This window comes from Nitrosospira multiformis (assembly GCF_900111585.1).
Lineage (GTDB): Bacteria > Pseudomonadota > Gammaproteobacteria > Burkholderiales > Nitrosomonadaceae > Nitrosospira > Nitrosospira multiformis_B.
In genome coordinates this window covers 38,107-55,817 of the sequence record NZ_FOHI01000012.1, presented here as the reverse complement: position 1 = coordinate 55,817, position 17,711 = coordinate 38,107, and the positions used below count along the sequence as shown (strand labels likewise).

At 52.7% G+C, this 17,711-nt stretch carries 14 protein-coding genes and 1 tRNA gene; 11 read left to right on the top strand and 4 right to left on the bottom strand.

Features of this window, described 5'->3' with window-relative positions; translation table 11 throughout:
* Positions 1–733: 733 nt before the first annotated feature.
* Positions 734–1,624 (bottom strand): hypothetical protein, encoded by an 891-nt coding sequence (locus BMW46_RS13910; RefSeq protein ID WP_256377087.1) that lies wholly within the window; start codon positions 1,622–1,624, stop codon positions 734–736.
* Positions 1,625–2,417: 793 nt separating this feature from the next.
* On the opposite strand from BMW46_RS13910, the gene BMW46_RS16000 reads away from it, so the two are divergent.
* The 6 genes from BMW46_RS16000 to BMW46_RS13880 all read left to right on the top strand — a co-directional run bounded on the left by BMW46_RS16000 (position 2,418) and on the right by BMW46_RS13880 (position 8,209).
* Positions 2,418–2,510 (top strand): PEP-CTERM sorting domain-containing protein, encoded by a 93-nt coding sequence (locus BMW46_RS16000; protein ID WP_074709289.1) that lies wholly within the window; start codon positions 2,418–2,420, stop codon positions 2,508–2,510.
* 258 nt (positions 2,511–2,768) lie between these two features.
* Positions 2,769–2,996: a type II toxin-antitoxin system RelB family antitoxin gene (gene relB, locus BMW46_RS13900; RefSeq protein ID WP_074709255.1), complete on the top strand. Its 228-nt coding sequence runs from the start codon at positions 2,769–2,771 to the stop codon at positions 2,994–2,996.
* Complete coding sequence (locus BMW46_RS13895) at positions 2,980–3,249, top strand: type II toxin-antitoxin system RelE family toxin (RefSeq protein WP_074709254.1); 270 nt, start codon at positions 2,980–2,982, stop codon at positions 3,247–3,249. The genes relB and BMW46_RS13895 overlap by 17 nt, the downstream gene beginning before the upstream one ends.
* Before the next feature lie 173 nt (positions 3,250–3,422).
* Positions 3,423–4,622, top strand: coding sequence for a cupin-like domain-containing protein (locus tag BMW46_RS13890; protein WP_074709253.1), 1,200 nt, complete (start codon positions 3,423–3,425; stop codon positions 4,620–4,622).
* 522 nt (positions 4,623–5,144) lie between these two features.
* Positions 5,145–6,836 carry a carbamoyltransferase family protein gene (locus BMW46_RS13885; protein WP_074709252.1) on the top strand — a complete coding sequence of 564 codons (1,692 nt, stop codon included), beginning with the start codon at positions 5,145–5,147 and terminating at the stop codon, positions 6,834–6,836.
* 26 nt (positions 6,837–6,862) lie between these two features.
* Complete coding sequence (locus BMW46_RS13880) at positions 6,863–8,209, top strand: N,N-dimethylformamidase beta subunit family domain-containing protein (RefSeq protein WP_074709251.1); 1,347 nt, start codon at positions 6,863–6,865, stop codon at positions 8,207–8,209.
* A 76-nt stretch (positions 8,210–8,285) separates the two neighbouring features.
* Here the strand turns inward: BMW46_RS13880 and BMW46_RS13875 are convergent, their stop codons facing one another.
* The 3 genes from BMW46_RS13875 to BMW46_RS13865 all read right to left on the bottom strand — a co-directional run bounded on the left by BMW46_RS13875 (position 8,286) and on the right by BMW46_RS13865 (position 11,894).
* Positions 8,286–10,277, bottom strand: a complete 1,992-nt coding sequence (locus tag BMW46_RS13875; protein WP_218141807.1) for an AAA family ATPase — start codon at positions 10,275–10,277, stop codon at positions 8,286–8,288.
* Between the two features lie 229 nt (positions 10,278–10,506).
* Complete coding sequence (locus BMW46_RS13870) at positions 10,507–10,950, bottom strand: nucleoside deaminase (RefSeq protein WP_074709250.1); 444 nt, start codon at positions 10,948–10,950, stop codon at positions 10,507–10,509.
* An 89-nt stretch (positions 10,951–11,039) separates the two neighbouring features.
* Positions 11,040–11,894 (bottom strand): GNAT family N-acetyltransferase, encoded by an 855-nt coding sequence (locus BMW46_RS13865; RefSeq protein WP_074709249.1) that lies wholly within the window; start codon positions 11,892–11,894, stop codon positions 11,040–11,042.
* Between the two features lie 164 nt (positions 11,895–12,058).
* Between BMW46_RS13865 and BMW46_RS13860 the strand changes: the two genes are divergently transcribed.
* The 5 genes from BMW46_RS13860 (at position 12,059) to BMW46_RS13830 (ending at position 17,676) form a co-directional block, all read left to right on the top strand.
* Positions 12,059–12,814: a Mut7-C RNAse domain-containing protein gene (locus BMW46_RS13860; protein WP_074709248.1), complete on the top strand. Its 756-nt coding sequence runs from the start codon at positions 12,059–12,061 to the stop codon at positions 12,812–12,814.
* 247 nt (positions 12,815–13,061) lie between these two features.
* Positions 13,062–13,137, top strand: a tRNA-Lys gene (locus tag BMW46_RS13855).
* Between the two features lie 938 nt (positions 13,138–14,075).
* Positions 14,076–14,561 carry a response regulator gene (locus tag BMW46_RS13850; RefSeq protein WP_081355823.1) on the top strand — a complete coding sequence of 162 codons (486 nt, stop codon included), beginning with the start codon at positions 14,076–14,078 and terminating at the stop codon, positions 14,559–14,561.
* Positions 14,562–15,440: 879 nt separating this feature from the next.
* A complete protein-coding gene (locus BMW46_RS13835) occupies positions 15,441–16,364 on the top strand; it encodes a DUF1259 domain-containing protein (RefSeq protein WP_074709245.1) in 924 nt (307 codons plus the stop codon).
* Between the two features lie 34 nt (positions 16,365–16,398).
* Positions 16,399–17,676: an MFS transporter gene (locus BMW46_RS13830; RefSeq protein ID WP_256377086.1), complete on the top strand. Its 1,278-nt coding sequence runs from the start codon at positions 16,399–16,401 to the stop codon at positions 17,674–17,676.
* The last annotated feature ends 35 nt before the right edge of the window (positions 17,677–17,711 follow it).

Genomic DNA, 17,711 nt, shown 5'->3' with positions numbered 1-17,711 from the left:
TCTATTGTTTCTCCCTAGACACCGCTCACCTCGCTTTCCTTTCATAAATCTATACAATTTTTTTGAAAAATGACTGGGGCGATTAAGCTAGAAATAGGTCATTAGATATTGTCTTATTTCCTGATCTTATTAGGCTTAACAACTCATATAATAAAGCCTCCATTTGGGAAACTCGAAAAAGAGGTTATTTTGGCCAAAGTTTTGAATTTCTCATCCTCGCCTACTCGCAGCAACGAGTGAACGCTTGACCAAATGGGATATGTACCGAGAACAACGTCAAATGGCCCATCCAAGTCCTGCCCACAGCAGGCGGAAGCCAGCCCTAGCAGGTTGCTGACTGTTCGGGTCTTGCAAGAGATATGGCGGGCTGTGTTGGTTAAGCCTATCAAGAGCTAGAGTCCGTGATGGGCTTAAGCTCTGGTAGTGGTAGAGGGCGCAGCTGTTTCCACCTAGATTTTCCTTTTAGCACTTCTCCGTAGGGGCATAATTGGGGGCATATTTCTTATACCTTTAAATAATACCTTTGAAAACAATGTGTGTATTTTAATTCGCTCCTCCTCCCACCAATTCACTATTCAAACAAGTCGCAAACAGCCCTAAAAGTCCGCTACGTGCGGGCTTTTTCACTGGTTTTTCCTCCCGTTACGTCTCATCAAGTTCTATTGAATCCAGCATCTAGAGGGGGCATAATTTGGCGAAAAATACCCTCACCGGAACTTGATGTTGTAACAGATCAAGGGAAAATAATCTGCCGAAAAGTTTCCCAACCGGAACATTTCGAATAAGGCTCACGCTTTAGCATCGTTTTATAGTTGGCCGGTAGATTTTGCATGACCTCCTGTATTTCTCGCTCGTCCTGTGGGGTGATCACCGTGGAGCCGACAAATGGAGTTTTATTTCTGCGCAAATTCATATCGAAAGCTGGCTTATGACGTAAATCGAAAAATTGAAGCATACGCCTTAACACTCTTTCATCTTTTAACTGTGCATCAACATCTATAAAAAATACGCGATCCTGCCATTGATTCTGTTTAAGCAGTTGCATTGTCCGGTATTCGATTTCAATCCACTGCAACAGATAAAACTGGAACCGACTCAGAGTGTGCTCGGCGTAGTGCTGATAGATGGCCTCCTTTCCAGTTAATGCCCAGCGAAAATAACGGTCGCCTGTATCGCTTTTATAATCGACAAACGGCATCCTTACCTTGCGTATCAGTTGTTCACGCAGTAGCTCGCTTTTGGCTACCTTTGCGGGATGACGAACAAGGTGAACAAAACCGACATTTTTTAAAAGTGCGCCCGCATGACGATCAAACGCTTTTAGGAAGGCATGATTGGATTCGAAATACACTGGTTCTTTACATTTAGCGATAAATCCACATTTCCGCATCAGCACTGGCAATAACGCGTTATCGTCGCGCCGCGTATTCCAGTCTATCGGTTTCCCGAACAAAACAGGATTTCCGGGAATAAGATAGGGTTCATGTGTGCTATAGCACTGTTGCACATTTTTCGAAAAGAAGTCAGCTAGATAACTTGTGCCGGAGCGACCACTTGCCAGAGCAAAAAGCGTTAGTTTGGGGATGGATTCAAGATCAGTCATGCTGAAAGATAATTTACCCACTTAGCGTTATCAATGCGACAAAGTCTTATCTCATAAGAATATCCCTTCCATCATAAATCGAACCGGGGGCTTGTATCGCTTTCTTTCTCGCCTGTCGGATGGTTAGGCATGGGAAGAAACCGATTCCGGGATGCCCCACGCTAAGCGGGAGGGCGAGGGCTACGTGCCCCTGCCTTTCGTGGTGATAAGGAGCCAAAGTTTCACCCGATTATCAGCCCATGCGGTCAAGCTGTTGAATGATCTGCTGGCTCAATACAAGAGGGAGATAACAACGGCGACTTGTGCGCAGCCTGGACGTTAATGCAGCCCCGAGGATGGAAGTCGAAGGACACCCTCAACAAGGCATTGAAAGAACTGCTGGCGGGACATTGGCTGAAAGTGACTGGCCAGGGTGGAAGGCATAAGGCAACGCTCTAAAGGTGACCTTTTTTGCAATAGACCATTGCAAGGGAAAGCTAGATGTTAAGGCTACCGGAAGCCCAAGGGGAACATGGAAGAGAAACGAGCTATTGCCGCCCTTGCCAAGATTAAAAGTGGCAGCTCGACAGGGCGGTTAATTAGTCCGTGAACGGCCTTGGTTCTTTTACTACCTGCGCCTTGCCATGAAGCTCACCACTCCAAGACCGGCGAGCAGCAGGGCATTAGGACGACGGTTCGGGAATCGGGTTAATTGCTCGATATTACCGGCCCCAACGGTAAGGGCATGATGGATCTTAATTCACTGGTTGATATGCCCCCCTGGGGAGGTTCTACTTCGAGTCACTGCTATCAATAACGCTGGCAAGTCCTCGTCATCAGAATCATCCCTGAGCCTGAGATTTATGCGCTCTTTCTTGCAGGCCTTAGCCTAATTGGATTTATGAGACGTGAAAGACGATGGAGGTAGGGATTTACCGAGACTTGGAGTCCATGGAACAGCAGGCGGAATCTGAGCAGGCCGCGAAGGGTCGACGGCATATGCAGTCGGTTCTGGAACGCAGGCTGTTGAACGGGTAGTTCGCAGACAGAGTTTCTGATTTTGGAATCGTCATAGGTAATCTACCAAGTGAGTTAGGCAGATCATTTGTCCAATGCAAAAATTGCGACTCGTCATCCCTTATGTGATACTTGTATCACAATTCATATTGCTCACAATGGAATTTTCATGGCTCTCTCGATTCGGCTTCCCAGTGATGTGGAAGTCAGGCTAAAAAACTTGGCGGCCAGGACGGGGCGAACCAAGAGTTATTACATCACTGAGGCAATCCGTGAGCATCTGGATGATCTGGAAGATTTGTATCTAGCCCAGCAACGCCTAGCTGATATTCGTTCCGGTAAAACTCAGGCAGTGCGGATAGAGGAAGTGATGAAGCGTTATGGCGTGGAGGATTGAGTTAGATCCTGCAGTTGAGCGTGAATTGGGGCAGTTCGACCCGCCAGTGGCACGCAGTATTCTGGTTTTTTTGTACGAACGCGTGGCCTTGCTTGACGACCCGCGCAGTATTGGTGAAACCCTGAAGAGTTCCCAATTGAATGAATTCTGGAAGTATCGAGTTAGTAATTACCGTGTTATCGCAAATATCGAAGACAGTACGGTGCGGATTCTCGTTGTGAGAATAGGCCATCGCAGGGAGACATATCGCTGAAGATTTTTTCTCTGTTTTTAGTATTGGAGGAGGAAGCTACACGTTAATTCGCGTTTGTCCATTATTTCCATTATGTCGAGATACGGGCTAGACTTAATCCATAAAATGAGCCCTAAGATGAGGAGTTAAATGAACTGATTCTCATGGTGAATCAACCTTAGAGGGAGGCTTCCATGGAGATTGCAGGCCAGCCAAAAAAAACTACTGCATTGACACGTGCGCGAGACACGTTAGCAATACCTCTCGCTGGAATTGCCACATTTTTTTATGTTCTATGGCAATTGGTGGCGGAGCAGCAGCTTTTTCTGCGCACCTTTCTTGTGGAGCGTATGGGCAAGCGTGCTGTGAAGAAACTGCCGCTGGGATATTGGAATGTGCTGGCGCTCAAGAGCATCATGTTGTGCCAGCATCTGTCTCATAACCCCAACCTGCTGAGGAATGCCCGCAAGCGTACCGAATCGCGAATCCTGCAACGGTTGCAGGATCGAGGGGTAGCGCGCAGGCAAGTTCTCCCCCTCACGGAATATCAACCCGGCCAGATAGAGCCCAATCGGTTTTACCGGGAGCATGTGAAGCGCAGCGTACCGTGCATTATGCGCGGGTTCGTGGGTAAGGCGCCAATCGACTGGACGCTCGACAAACTTGCGGAACGTTTTCCGGATACCATCGTCCAGGCCTTGGACAAGCGGAGCAAGAAGATGGTGAATGCCTCTCTGCGCGAGATCGCAGAGGACCGCCGCTGCAATTACATTCCGCAGCAATTGTTGCTCGATCAAAATCCGACTTTCTACGAATACTTTCGCATTCCGTGCTCGCATGCGTATTTCCCCGTCATGGGGCGGCCCTCGAAGCCGGTTCTGAGCTTTCTGATCTTAGGCCTGGGAGCGGGATTGAACGCCAACTACCACTGTGAGGAAGGGCCTAACTGGTATCTTGCCGTTTCCGGTTCCAAGCGCTGGACCTTGATCGAATCCGAATATTCCTGGTTGCTATACCCGGCAGCACTTGGCAACGGCATGCGCCGGTTTGCGGAGTTCATCGCGGATAAGGAAGGGGAACCGAGCGACCGGGATGCGTATCCCCTGGTGGAATATGCGCCGCGTTATGAGTTCGACCTCCATCCCGGCGACGTTCTGTTTTTCCCTGCCTGGATGTGGCACAAGACGATCAATCTCAATGAAGAAGGCCTGGGGATCACCTGCCGCTACACCGCCCCGACCGAAATCTCGAACAGATATTTCCGGGCCCTGCAACTGCTCTCCGGAGGGTTCTGGAAAAGCTGCGTGGAAGTCATCAGTTGCAGCATACGGGGTAATATCGCCTCTCTTGCCAGTGATATCGACCACAACGAGCAGGAAACAGTGTTGTACTAAGCGGAATTCCTTCTGTTTCCTTCTGTTAGCGATACCGCCGCTGCTATCTGCCCGGGAAGCTTATGTTTGCCTTCTTGTGATACGCCCCTACCTGTCATCGATGTCGGCTCTATTTGCCATAGAGCCGGGAAAGAAATGCGCCCGGAAATCAGCGAGCAGGTAGCTGGCCAATTTTCTTCTCCTTCGGCGCTTCTCTTTTAGCGTTTCTCCTTTACCGCTTCTCCTTCCTTTATGAAACCTTCCGCCAGCTCACTCCCTTCCCGCAAGTAACCTTTACAAATACCCAATCCCTACTATAGTCATAATAAGGCTGCCCAGGAAATTCCCTCAATTCAGAGACGAGGGTAGCTGCAAGGTAGCTACGCCAACAGCGATTCCTGAACGGACTCACCCGTTGGCCTATCAGGTGAATCCCCCAAGTATCGCAAAATACCTGCTCCACGGGCTGGAGCATCTGGAAAAAACCAGCCAGATGTTTTCATTCCAAGGTGAGTGATCCGCTTAACAACAAAGGAGAAGCTAATGGGAGATGGACCGGTAGTGCTTGGGGTTAACCGCACGCAAGATGCAAGCATCTGTCTGATGCATGGATCACAGGTCGTATACGCAATACAAAAGGAACGGCTCACAAGGCGGAAGCACCACTGGGGCAGGCTCGACGATTTCCGCAATGCGTACGTGCCGCATCTTCCCGATCTCGGCAAGCCGATCGATGTTCTCGTCGAATGCTATTCATCCGACAGCGAGATAAAAAATTTTCCTGCCTATGAGCAGGAGATGGCCGAAACGTTGAAATTTGCCCCCGGCTACCGGCGCAAGCGCATCTCGCACCATCTCGCGCATGTCTACAGCGTATTCCATCCGTCGCCATTTGAAGAGGCCGCGGTGATGATCATAGATGGTCAGGGCAGCCCGGTTTCCGAATTCACCGAGAAATGGAGCGGATCGGACAGTGTACCTCCGGATTGGCGGGAAGTCTCCTCGTTCTATCAGGCAGATAGAGGGCGGATCGAATGCATTGGCAAGCAATTATGGGACCGCAACGAGCGATGCCTAGTTGGGCTCGGAATGTTTTACTTCCTGCTGACACAGGCGGTTTTTCCAGGCGAGGGCAACGAAGGCAAAGTGATGGGACTCGCTCCGCACGGGGACCCGCATGCGCTTGGCCTGCCGCCCCTGAAGGTGGATGGTCCGCAGGTGACGATTCCCGGCTGCTGGATGGAAATACTGCGCGATCGCAGCCGTTTTCGCTATGCTGCCGGCGATGCTTCCCGTTTTGCCGATAGCGCCAATCTGTCTGCTGCCGGGCAGCGCGCATTCGAGGAGGCAGTGCTCGAAGTTGCCCGCTGGCTGCACGCGCAAACGGGCGCCGAGAACTTATGCTTTGCCGGAGGCACCGGTCTTAACTGCTCCACCAATGATCGCCTCTTGCGTGAAACCCCTTTCCAGCGCGTCTTCATTCCTCCGGCCCCGAGCGATGCAGGCACTTCGCTTGGTTGCGCCGTGTACGGCCTTACCGAAGTGGGGGGAATGCGTTGCGACTATAGGTGGGAGAACGACTATCTCGGGCCCGAGCCGCGTCTGTCAGACATCGAGTCCGTGTTAAACGGGGCGGATGACTTTGTCGTGGAGCATATAGAACAATCTGCCGACTTGTGCGGTCATATAGCGGACCTGCTGTCTGACAGCAAGGTGGTCGCGCTCTATCGCGGGCGTAGCGAATTCGGTCCGCGCGCACTCGGTCACCGCAGTATTCTTGGAGATCCGCGCCATGGCTACGTGCGTGACTGGATCAACGCCAGGGTCAAGGAGCGGGAATGGTTTCGTCCGCTGGCGCCGGTAGTGCTGCTCGAGCGGGCGGATGAATTCTTCGATATCCGCCGTCCATCCCCCTTCATGCAGTTCGCCGCGCCGGTTTGGCCCAAGGCCGCCGATATCATCCCCGCTGTTACGCATGTCGACTGTACGGCCCGGTTGCAAACCGTTGGCGAGCAGGATGATCCCTTCCTGCGCGCGCTGCTGAAGGCATTCGAAGCCCGTACGGGTGTTCCCGTAGTACTCAATACATCCTTCAATCGAAAGGAAGAGCCTATCGTTGAAACGCCTGCCCAGGCGCTTGAGTCATTTCGCCGCACGCCCATGCACGCACTCGCCATGCCGCCCTATCTCGTGCGCAAGCGTATCGAACCCGAGCCGGTCACTCCTGTCGGATAGCAGGAGAAAACAGCAGGAGAAATAACGTGATTCGAGGCTATCCCGCTTCGGCAGGCGTCGCTCCGGGAGATTCGTTAGTGCTGCACATTGCCACCGACGCGCCGCGCTTTCGCGTGATTTTCTATCGTTGGGGAGAGGGCCTGCTGCGGGTGTCCGAAACGGATTGGCTGGCAGGGGAATATGCGCTCCCACGAAGCGCGGCGGAAGACTGGCAATGGCCATCATACGCGTTTCCTGTTCCGCACCACTGGCTGTCCGGGGTCTATATTGCTCACCTGGAGGAACCGGGCGGCAATGCCGTGTCCCTGGCAATGGAAAGCGCCGCCGTCCTGTTCGTCGTCCGCGGCAGTGGACACAGCAAGCTGCTCTACAAGATTCCGCTTGCCACTTACCATGCCTATAACTGCACCGGCGGTAGCTGCTTCTATGTCAATCCTCCACGTTCACAGGAGCCACCAGGCGCCAGGCTCTCGCTGCTTCGTCCCGGTGGCGGTATCGGCGGTGAGACCTGGGGCGCGCTCGACTACTACGATTTGAGTTCGCCACGCCAGACTTTCGCCCACTGGGATGCGCGCTTCATTCGCTGGCTGCTGCGCAACGGATACGAGCCGGAATTCTGCACCGATCTCGATATCCACTCCGATCCGGACCTGTGTGATCGCTACCGGCTTATGCTGAGCGTGGGGCACGACGAATACTGGAGCGAGACGATACGCGACCGGACGGAAGATTTTGTGTCAAAAGGAGGCAACGTTGCCTTCTTCGGCGCGAACCTCTGCTGGTGGCGCATTCATATCATCGATGGCGGAGCAGCGATGCTATGCCATCAAGGGGGGCCTCGTGGAGCGCTTGATCACTGGTGGCCATTCACAGGTGCGGCTCGTCCCGAGGATTCATTGACGGGCGTGAGTTATCGGAACGGGGGCGGCTGGTGGGATGGACCGCGGAACACGGGAGGGTATATCGTGCAGGACCCGGAGCACTGGGTGTTTGCCGGCACTGGGTTGAGCCGCGGCGACGCATTTGGTGACAAAACCTCGCCACCGCTCGTCGGATACGAGTGCGACGGCGCTCCGCTGGATGACTTCGACAAAGCTACGGGACTTGCAGTCCTTTCCTCGAACGCCGGAAATACCGGTACTCCAGACGGGTTTCGTGTTCTGGCAGCAAGCGTGCTGGATGGCAATTGGCAGGAACTTCCGCCTCGAGAGGCTTATCCCGCCCGAGAAGGTATTCATGCGGCAACAATGGGAATTTTTTCGCGCAACGGCGCGGTGTTCACTGCGGGAACTACCGACTGGGCTCAGGTGCTCGAAAATCCGCTGATCGATGCCATCACACGTAATGTCATCGACCAGCTGCTTCGCGAGTAATCAGGGATTTCTATCTTGTGTTGCAAATCGTCTTGCGATGGGACCAACAGCATTGGCAGCGATTCATTCGAGGCGATCAGTTCCGGATCAACTCCTGGAAGAGCTTTGCCCAGCGGGCAATGGTGCCAGCATCAAACGCGCCGATGCCCTTTTTCAGCGCCTGTTCCTTGACGCGCTTTGCAACTTCAACTCTCCATTCATCCCGTAGCACCAGGTCCTGCGATTCGGCCCAGGCCTGCACCTGCTCCACCACCGGCTTGCCGTTGACCAGGACATCCGCAAAGGCCGTGTCCGTATTCCTCTCCCAGCGGTCTATCACTTGTGCAAAAAACGGTGCGGGTATCAGATCTTCTGTCGTGGAATTGTTGAAGAGAACATAATTATCCGTCGAAAAGATGCGCTCTTGCGCGTCGCTGTACAAATCCGACTTCAATTCTGCATTGATTTGTTTTCCTGCTTCATCATCCCGCAGGACTACCTTGGGCAGCGTCTCGTCGCGCCCACTGATGATGCTTGCGATAACGCCTACCGTTTTGCTGGCGCCGGCCGGAGGAAAGAGCAGTTCGCGCTTCGGGGCTATTTTGTTTGCGCCAATAAGCAGTGTCTTGATGGTCGAGAGATAATATTGATCCGAGATGCGCTGCACGACGACCGGTTGACAGCCCGTTACCATGCTCTCGGCAATATTCAGGTTCAATGCCGAGTGAACCACATAGGCCGCTCCCGCCTGCCGGACATCCTTTTCCACGCTACGAAGGTCGGACGTCACTTGCGTCGTTCCGCTCTGGGAAACATACACCTTGCGCGCGCGTCCCAGGTGTTCTGCATCCAGCAGGAATGGTGAATGGGTCGTGTAGAGGATTTTGTTGACTTTTGCCAGACTGTCAAAGAAGGCAAAAAGATTGCGCTGCGCCAGGGGGTGCAGCGACAATCCGGGCTCGTCCAGCAACAAGACGGCGTTCTGGTGCTCACCCCCGCTTTCCACGAGGAAGACCAGATAAAAACTCAGAAACCACTGAAGCCCCGTGCTTCTGCTTTCGAGTTCAACTTCCTCCGGACGGCGGTCATCGGAAACCCATATGCGGAAATGGCTTCCATCCGCTTCGAAGCGGAATTTGTAATCTCCCTGCTTCCACCAGTTTCTGAACTTATCCGTCAGAAGCCCGCCTGCCGATTGCAGCAAGATGGAACGCTCCCTTTTCTTCATCGCGATTTCCCGGATCTCTTCTACTGTGGGTTCACGACGACGACCCTTGCGCCTTGGGAAGTCCCGCCCGAGTTCAAGAATTTCTCCCGGCTCGAGGCCTACGAATTTAAAAAGAACGCGCAATGTACGCGACTTGGCTGCTTCTCTGGGCCCAAGGTCAGTGCGTTGAAGATTTTGTACTACATGGGGAAGATAGATTTCAGAATCCAGATTTCCGAATTCAGAGTAATAGACAAATCTCGGAAGGGAGTGGATTACCGTATCCACAACATCCTCTGCGCCTTCCCCCGATGATCTCCTGATCTCGCCAAGCTCTTCCCGTCGGGGGAAGGAGATCGAATACTCTCCATTGAAGTAGCGTTTTACAGCGATGAGAGAGGCCTCTTCGCTGGAGATCTCCAGCTTGCCGCAAAGCTCTTCTCCAAGCTCTCCTGCCTCAAATTCCGCCGTTATGAAGTGGAAGCTTTCCGGCGCCTGCCGCACGGCGCCGAATTGTTTTTTCGGGTAGTCGGAAGCCGGCACGAGCTCTCCCCCGACTGCCGGGTTCAGCTTCCAGAGCGGAACCAGCAGGTTTGTCTTGCCGGATTCGTTCACGCCGATGAGCGCAGTAACGCTATCAACCTCAACCCAGCCACTGTTCTCCACCGAGCGAAAATTTGTGACCAGAAATCGAGTAAGGTGCATAGGGTGTATTATTCTGTCGTCTATTGCTTCTCCCACGATCGGGGCGTCAACGGGGTTGTCAATAGAGCTTTCAACGGGACTTTCGCTATTGCTTGTAGCTTCCGCATGATCCTGAGGCTCAGGTATGTCTGATATTCGGGGAAGGAGCAGCATGTCTTGCAATGGTTGCTTATTCATAAAGTCTGTGTCTTTTTCTTTGACAGGCAATATATGTATCGTCATTATAACTCTCTGATTGCTCAGGGCGGGTACTTAAAGAGCGTTTGTTGAGCTAGAATTTGCAATACTTTTCGACACTCTTGCCAACCCGCCAAAAAAGCCGCGGAACGCACGGCCACGTCTTACCTCCTTATTCTTATCTCTTTGCTTCTTATTCTTTTCCTGCTCCTCTTTTCAGGTTGCAAAGCTAGGCGCCGTACAGTTCTGCGGGAGACAGGCCGAGATCGAGTCGAATGAGCGGCAGGGGTGGAGGCTCCAGTGACAGGCGCAGCTTCTGATAGGTTGCCTTGCTCGAAAAACCATAGGGTTCCGCATCATCGTTGTCGAAAGCGTAATAGATGGCATCCACTCCTGCTATCACCATGGCCGCCAAGCACATGGGGCAGGGGTGGCCGCTCGCATAAACGATGCTGCCTCTCAGATCAGGACGACGGAGGTTCCGGCTGGCAGCGCGCACTGCCTCCATTTCTGCATGCGTGGTGGGATCATTGCTCTGCACGACGTCGTTGACGCCGGTGGAAACGGCCTGCCCCTCGACAACGAGGACTGCGGCAAAGGGCCGGTTACCCCGTTCACGGTTGTTTTTGGCGAGACGCACTGCTTCCCGCAGGAATGTTTCATGTTGAGACATCTGGCCTCCTGTTTGACTTATCCGTCTGTATCGCCCGTGCCAACTGTCGTACCGATATGATTGCGGCAAGCTCCTGGAATCCCTTCCCCTTAAAAAAGAATGGAGGGCAGGAAGACCCCCGAGGGTCGGTTGTAGAGGCCAAGGCTCATCAGATTCATCGGTTGAACTACCCGAAGCCCCTGCTGCAGGCACCAGCGGAACAACTCGCTATTACGCGTGGGCAGAAGAAAGCCTGGGCCCGCAAACGCGTCTGCGGCGCCGATCAGGGCTTTGAGCTCTTCATTGCTTTCTCCTACTGCATGCCCCATGAAGCCAATTAACGTCGCGTAACCGGTGACGCCGCCCCCGTGTTCCACCACCATTGCGGTCTGCTGCGCAATCGCATGGCGCAATTCCTGCCCTCTATCGTGGCCGTGTATCTTCCGGCACAAGGAGTCGCATGCGTTTGCATCCTCCGCCCCCGCAGGACGGACATTGTAGCCGGAGATATCAATTTGCAGGGGTGCTCCCTGCAGAGTTGCCAATGGTTCCCGCACCTCAAACCCGAGCTTGGTGTAGAGGGAGAAGGAGCGGTTATTGTATGCGGCTTGCACCAGCCGCACGCCCGCGAAATGTTTATTCCGGGCATGCTCCAGCGCATCCTCCATCAGGCCTCGGCCCACCCTGCCGCGGGCTTCCGGTGTTACCGTCAGTGGACCAATGCCGGCAATGACGGAATCCTGCCACAAGAAATTGCTGCCGATGATTCTTCCTTCGCTTTCAGCCACGGCTGAATATACATCGGGTCTCGAAAGCAACGCCAGCAGGAGATCACGCGCCACTTCGAACGAGGGAAAATCAGGTTCAAAACCATGCTGCTGAGAAATGGTCCTGAATGCTTCGTAGCAGATCATCCCGGCCGCCTCGGCATCCGTCAGGCGACCTTCCCGTATTGTGAATTGCATGTTTCCCCGCTAAATGGAATCGCCTGATGGGCGACGAACAGCAGACGTGCGCGCAGTATGACGATGTTACTCCAGAAAAAGAGAACACTCTCGCGCAAACTGCCGTTGATACTCCAGGAAAGGGGTAATCATGCACTTAAGCCTGAAAAGTGCAATACTGATTCATGGTTACCGCTACATTCCGTTTTTATGAGGAACTGAATGACTTTCTCGCTCCCGAGCGGCGCAAGCGGGAATTTTCCTGTCCCTGCGCTCGTGCAGCGACCACCAAGCATATGATCGAAGCACTGGGCGTACCTCACACCGAAGTGGAACTGGTGCTGGTAAATGGAGAATCGGTGGGGTTCGACCGGATACTGGAGCATGGCGATCGGGTCGCGGTCTTTCCCAAATTCGAAATGGTCGATGTCACACCCTTGTTGCGGGTGCGTGAGCATCCCCTACGGATAACACGCTTCATTGCAGATGCTCATCTGGGGGGCTTGGCGCATCTGTTGCGCATGACGGGTTTCGACACGCTGTACGACAATAATTATCACGACCGACAGATCGAATTACTCGCTGCCCAGGAAAAGCGCATCGTGCTCACCCGCGACCGGGAACTGCTCAAGCGGCGCTCAATTACGCATGGATGTTATGTGCGGACCTTGAAGCCGCCTGACCAACTTTGCGAGATTTTCGATCGGCTGGACCTCGCACACAGCATCAAGCCTTTTACTTTATGCCTGAACTGCAACGCACCTCTACGGCCTGTCGAGAAGGCTGCAGTGCTTGAGCACCTGCCGCCCTCCGTACGCGAGCGCTTCGACCATTTCAGCACGTGTGATATCTGTCAGCGGGTTTTCTGGGAGGGTTCGCACTGGCAGCGCATGCGGACGATGCTGGAGGAGTGTATTAAGTCGAATCGATTTGCTGGATAACCGCTTACGTTGAGCAGCTGAATATTTCCCAATCGGCAGGGGAAGCGCGATCTCCTGCTCATCCGGTCACAATTTTTGATCACGTAATAGCCCGATCAAGTAATTGTCCCATTCGAATTTCTTTCCGGATGTGGTAGGATTAGCACCCTCAGATTCAGGCTTCGGGTTCAGGCAAGGGCGAGCGGCATCCGGTTTTGCCTCTGTCATACTTGAACCTGCAATTGAATAATTCCGGTTCATTCAATCCGGGTCGTTAGCTCAGCTGGTAGAGCAGCGGACTCTTAATCCGTAGGTCGAGCGTTCGAATCGCTCACGACCCACCAAAAATCCAAGGGCTTGTATATAAACCCCTTGATTATTTTTCTTCATTGCTACCATATTGCTACCTTGGCCGGCGCGGGACAGTAGAGTAAAATTGTTTTGAACTCATTCCTAGCTCTAAATAAAGGTAAAAAGAGCGACCCCACCCTGCCACCTCCTCTCGTTGCAAGAGAATTCTGGTGATTGCTTGTGCCCAAAAATTTTGGATTACAGATTTTGTTGTAAGAAAGTAGCAAACTTCCATTAAGGAAGAAGGATGAGATAGAGATAGTCGAACCAATGCGTGAACACTACCTATTCCAAGCAGGAGAAAGAGCGAAAATGAGCCCATCCTCCGTCAGTTTCAGTTTTTGGACGAGGAGCATCTCGGCTGTCTCTCATGAGCTAGTTCCCAGGCTCTTAAAAATATCCTCATTAATCCTTCTTCTCCCTCTGTTGATAGCAATTCCCCCGCCTTATCGATGGGTTAGAGCCTGAGCAGCCTCGGCCTCCGGTTTTCCCCAGACGGAACCCTCAAGCCTGATTACGTGGAATGTTCGGTACATGAAGACCGGGGCGCTGAGGAAGTTCGCGCCACTCTCGATCCGGCGAAGTTACGGGTAATGCTATCGAATATGTGTAGCCGCTATGATCCCCGCAGATCAGGACCGATTGGTACGAGCTTTGGCTATGGAAGAGTACCCAAGGGAAGGGATGAAGCTAACTAGAGATTGGATTGGGGTGGGTAATCCTACATATAGTAGAACTGGAATGAGCGGACAAATGCGCTGCAGGTGAACATATCCGCTTCGGCGGATTTTTTGTTTATTTACTCAGCCCTTAAATCTTCATCCTTTTTCCAATTTGAAATGCTTTAAGCTGTTTTATGTGAAGAAGCGAACAGAATCAGAGTGAGGAAAAGTATTAAAATTATGGCTAAAATGACTCGGCTTCCATTGCAATGGATAACCAAAACTTGTCCCTCTCGGGACTCAAGGTATTGGTCGTAGATGATGAGGAAGACGCACTAGCTCTCACTGGGTTGGTACTTGGATTACATGGTGCCGAAGTAATTACGTCTCTTACTGCTGCTGAAGGATTGGAGCAGGTGCAGAGGCAAAAGCTCGATCTCATCGTAAGCGATATCAGTATGCCTCAGATGGACGGCTATCAGTTCATTCAGGCAGTGCGGAATCTCCCCGCCGATAAAGGCAAATATACGCCGTCGTTGGCTCTCACTGCTTTGAGTCGGCCTCAGGACCGGACAAGAGCCCTCAATGCCGGTTTCCAGGTACATCTTTCCAAACCCGTCTCATTTGAAATATTGATTGAGGCTGTTTTGGGCATTATAAATTTGCCCAACCACTTACCTAGCCAGGAAATATCGGAAGGTCTTACGGGAAGACCCTCCGCCAACGCCTTCTCAATGTCAAGCCCTCGCATCTAGAAGCGAGGATTCCCTCGCTCCACAGGCAGCAAGAGCTTTAGGCATCTCCTCCTTGAGGCAACTGCCGAGATTCCTTCATACTCGCCCCCGATCTCCCGAAACATCTGCGATAAATTGTCGCGCGACAATTTGCCACATTCCTGCAACGGTAAAAATCGATCATTCTGCCAGCAACTTCTTATTGAAGTTGCCAGGATGCCGCAAGAGGCCCCTGTTTTGTCTGTTGTCAGAAGCTGGTAGTCCACGTTGTTTTGACGCATTGTCTTCCTTTCATTCGGACTCGTCGCACCTTCTCTCAGGTCACGAGCCCTTTTCTCTTTTTTGGAGCAGCCTGCCAGCGCAGTATCAATACCAAGAGGTTGAATACTCCCCCTTCAAAAATAAGGAAAAATATAGCTTCGGCATTGTTAGGCAGTAAATAATTTATTGGGATGCTGAAGCCGCTTTCCTCTGCCTTGCCTTTTCGAAGGGGAATAACTATGATAAATATCTCTATCTCTCGGGGGATTTAGCAGCCTCCCCCATTCAAGACGCTTGCGTCCAAGGCCTGCTCCAATCTTAAGGGTTGAATTCCCTATGGAGGAGAATGCATGGACGCTTCAAGCCAAGGTACCAAGGTACCGGATTTAGATACATCCCTCCTGCTATTCTCATCCCGGCCGCTTTATATTGGCCAAGGCTCGGATTCATCGGTTCGTGGCCGGACAGATCGGGACCGTGCACCAATATCTCGTCAGAAAAAGCGGGTTGCCGCTATCGCAATGATTGCATTATTTCGCTTCAAGGCAGGAGTTTTTCAGTCATTCCAGGCTGCAGCATCATCGGCATGGTTCCCGGAATGATTATTTTCAACTTCATTTAGCCAGAGGAGGAATCACGATGTCTTATTCAGGGCTTCTTAAACATTGTCTTATTGCTGCTTCATTGGCGCTCATCGCCGCAATCGCTCATGCCGCGGATACTCGCGCCACCCTGGATACAGCCGAGATCGAGCGATTGACGGGACTTAAAGGAACGTATTCCAAGGAAGAAAACGTTTTCAAAGTATCCAAACCCCGCACTGATGTAAAAATAAAGGTAGATAAATGGCCGATGCCGCCTTTCATGGGATTGGGCTCATGGGCTGCCTTTGCTCCTGCACAGGATGGCCAGGTTGTAATGATGGGCGATACCGTGCTGTTCGAGGACGAGGTCAATCCGGCGATAAGCGTGGCTTTCGAGGCGGGACTGGAAGTAACTGCCTTGCACAATCATTTTTTCTTTGATGAACCAAAGGTGTATTTCATGCACATCGGTGGCATTGGGAGCTCTGCCAAGCTTGCAGCCGGCGTTAAAAGGATTTATGACAAAGTCGCTGAAATCCGTGCGGCCCACCCTGTGCCTTCTTCCTGGTTTCCCAATACAATCCCGCAGGAGAACAAGATTTCCCCCCAGCCTCTGGAACAAATCCTGGGGATGAAAGGAACTTCGAAAGATGGCATGTTTAAAGTTGTCATCGGCCGCCCGGCCACTATGCATGGAGCGCCGGTGGGAAAAGAAATGGGTATAAACACCTGGGCAGCGTTTGCGGGCAACGATAACGAGGCAGTCGTGGATGGGGATTTCGCCATGCTTGCAGATGAAATGCAGGCTGTCTTGAGAACAATGCGAGCAGGTGGCATAAATATTGTAGCAATTCATCAACACATGACGCATGAGAAGCCACACTATTTATTCATGCACTACTGGGGCAAAGGGGATGCGAAGGACCTGGCCAAAACAATCAGGAGCGCATTGAATAAACAAGCTGACCATCCAGAATAGTCCTGTGTGACACAATCCTGGGAGGCCTGTGCCCGTGGTGGATCAGGTAGAGAAGGTTAAGTCGGTGGAAACAGGTCGGACCGGCAGGATACTTGCCCGCTTGCTCATGCCTGTAGGAGTACCCAAAACTGCTTCTCCACTACTGATCGCTCGGGCGTTGCGTGGTTTTGCAGACGGTTATGTGGTCGTGCTTCTGCCTGCGTATCTCCTGGCGCTGGGATTTGGCCAGCTGGACGTAGGTTATTTAAGTACGGCCACCCTCGCGGGATCGGCCTTGGCGACACTGGCGATCGGGGTAATCGGCCACCGATGGTCAAGCCGCCGACTGTTGCTGTTCGCTGCCCTGTTAATGGCAGCTACCGGCCTTGCTTTCGCGAGCGTCTCTTCATTTTGGCCACTCCTCGTTGTTGCATTTGTTGGAACCCTTAATCCGAGTTCGGGCGATGTGAGCATGTTTTTGCCGCTTGAGCATGCCCATCTGGCACAGGCGGCACCCGGCACCCTACGCACCACTCTGTTTGCCCGTTACACGCTTACTGGCTCGCTAAGCGCGGCTGTAGGCGGCTTGGCCGCTGGCATCCCCTCCTGGCTGATGCAATGGGCAGGGCTACCCTTGATTGAGGGTTTGCGCACAATGTTCGTGCTATACGGCCTGCTCGGCGGATTGGTTTGGCTGCTCTATCGGGCCCTGCCAGCGGGCGACATCTCTACCAGGCAACTACCAGCGCCGCTAGGTCCGTCACGCGGTATCGTTTTCAAGCTTGCGATGTTGTTCAGCATTGATGCATTTGCCGGTGGACTGGTTGTGAATTCGCTACTCACACTCTGGCTTTTTGAGCGCTTTGGACTCTCAACGGGAGAGGCAGGAACCTTCTTCTTCTGCGCAGGGTTTCTATCAGCCGGATCACAACTCGCTGCACCGGTAGTTGCACGCAAGATCGGGCTGCTTAACACGATGGTCTTCACTCACATTCCTGCGAACGTGTGCCTCATTTTTGCGGCGATTGCTCCAAACGTAGAAATCGCGCTGACGCTATTGTTCGTGCGAAGTGCATTATCTCAGATGGATGTGCCCACACGGACTGCATACGTGATGGCCGCAGTTACGGCACCGGAGCGCGCTGCTGCCGCGAGCTTCACTACCGTACCCCGCAGCCTCGCCTCAATCCTGAGTCCAAGCTTGGGGGGCGCCTTGCTGGCCGGCGGGCTTCTTAGCGCTCCCTTAATTGCTTGTGGAGCTTTAAAGATTGCATATGATTTGGCGTTGCTGGTGTCCTTCAGGCACGTGAATGTTCCATTGGAGCGAGAATGACTCATTCTAAAAAACAGCGATGAGGCGTTGAACAA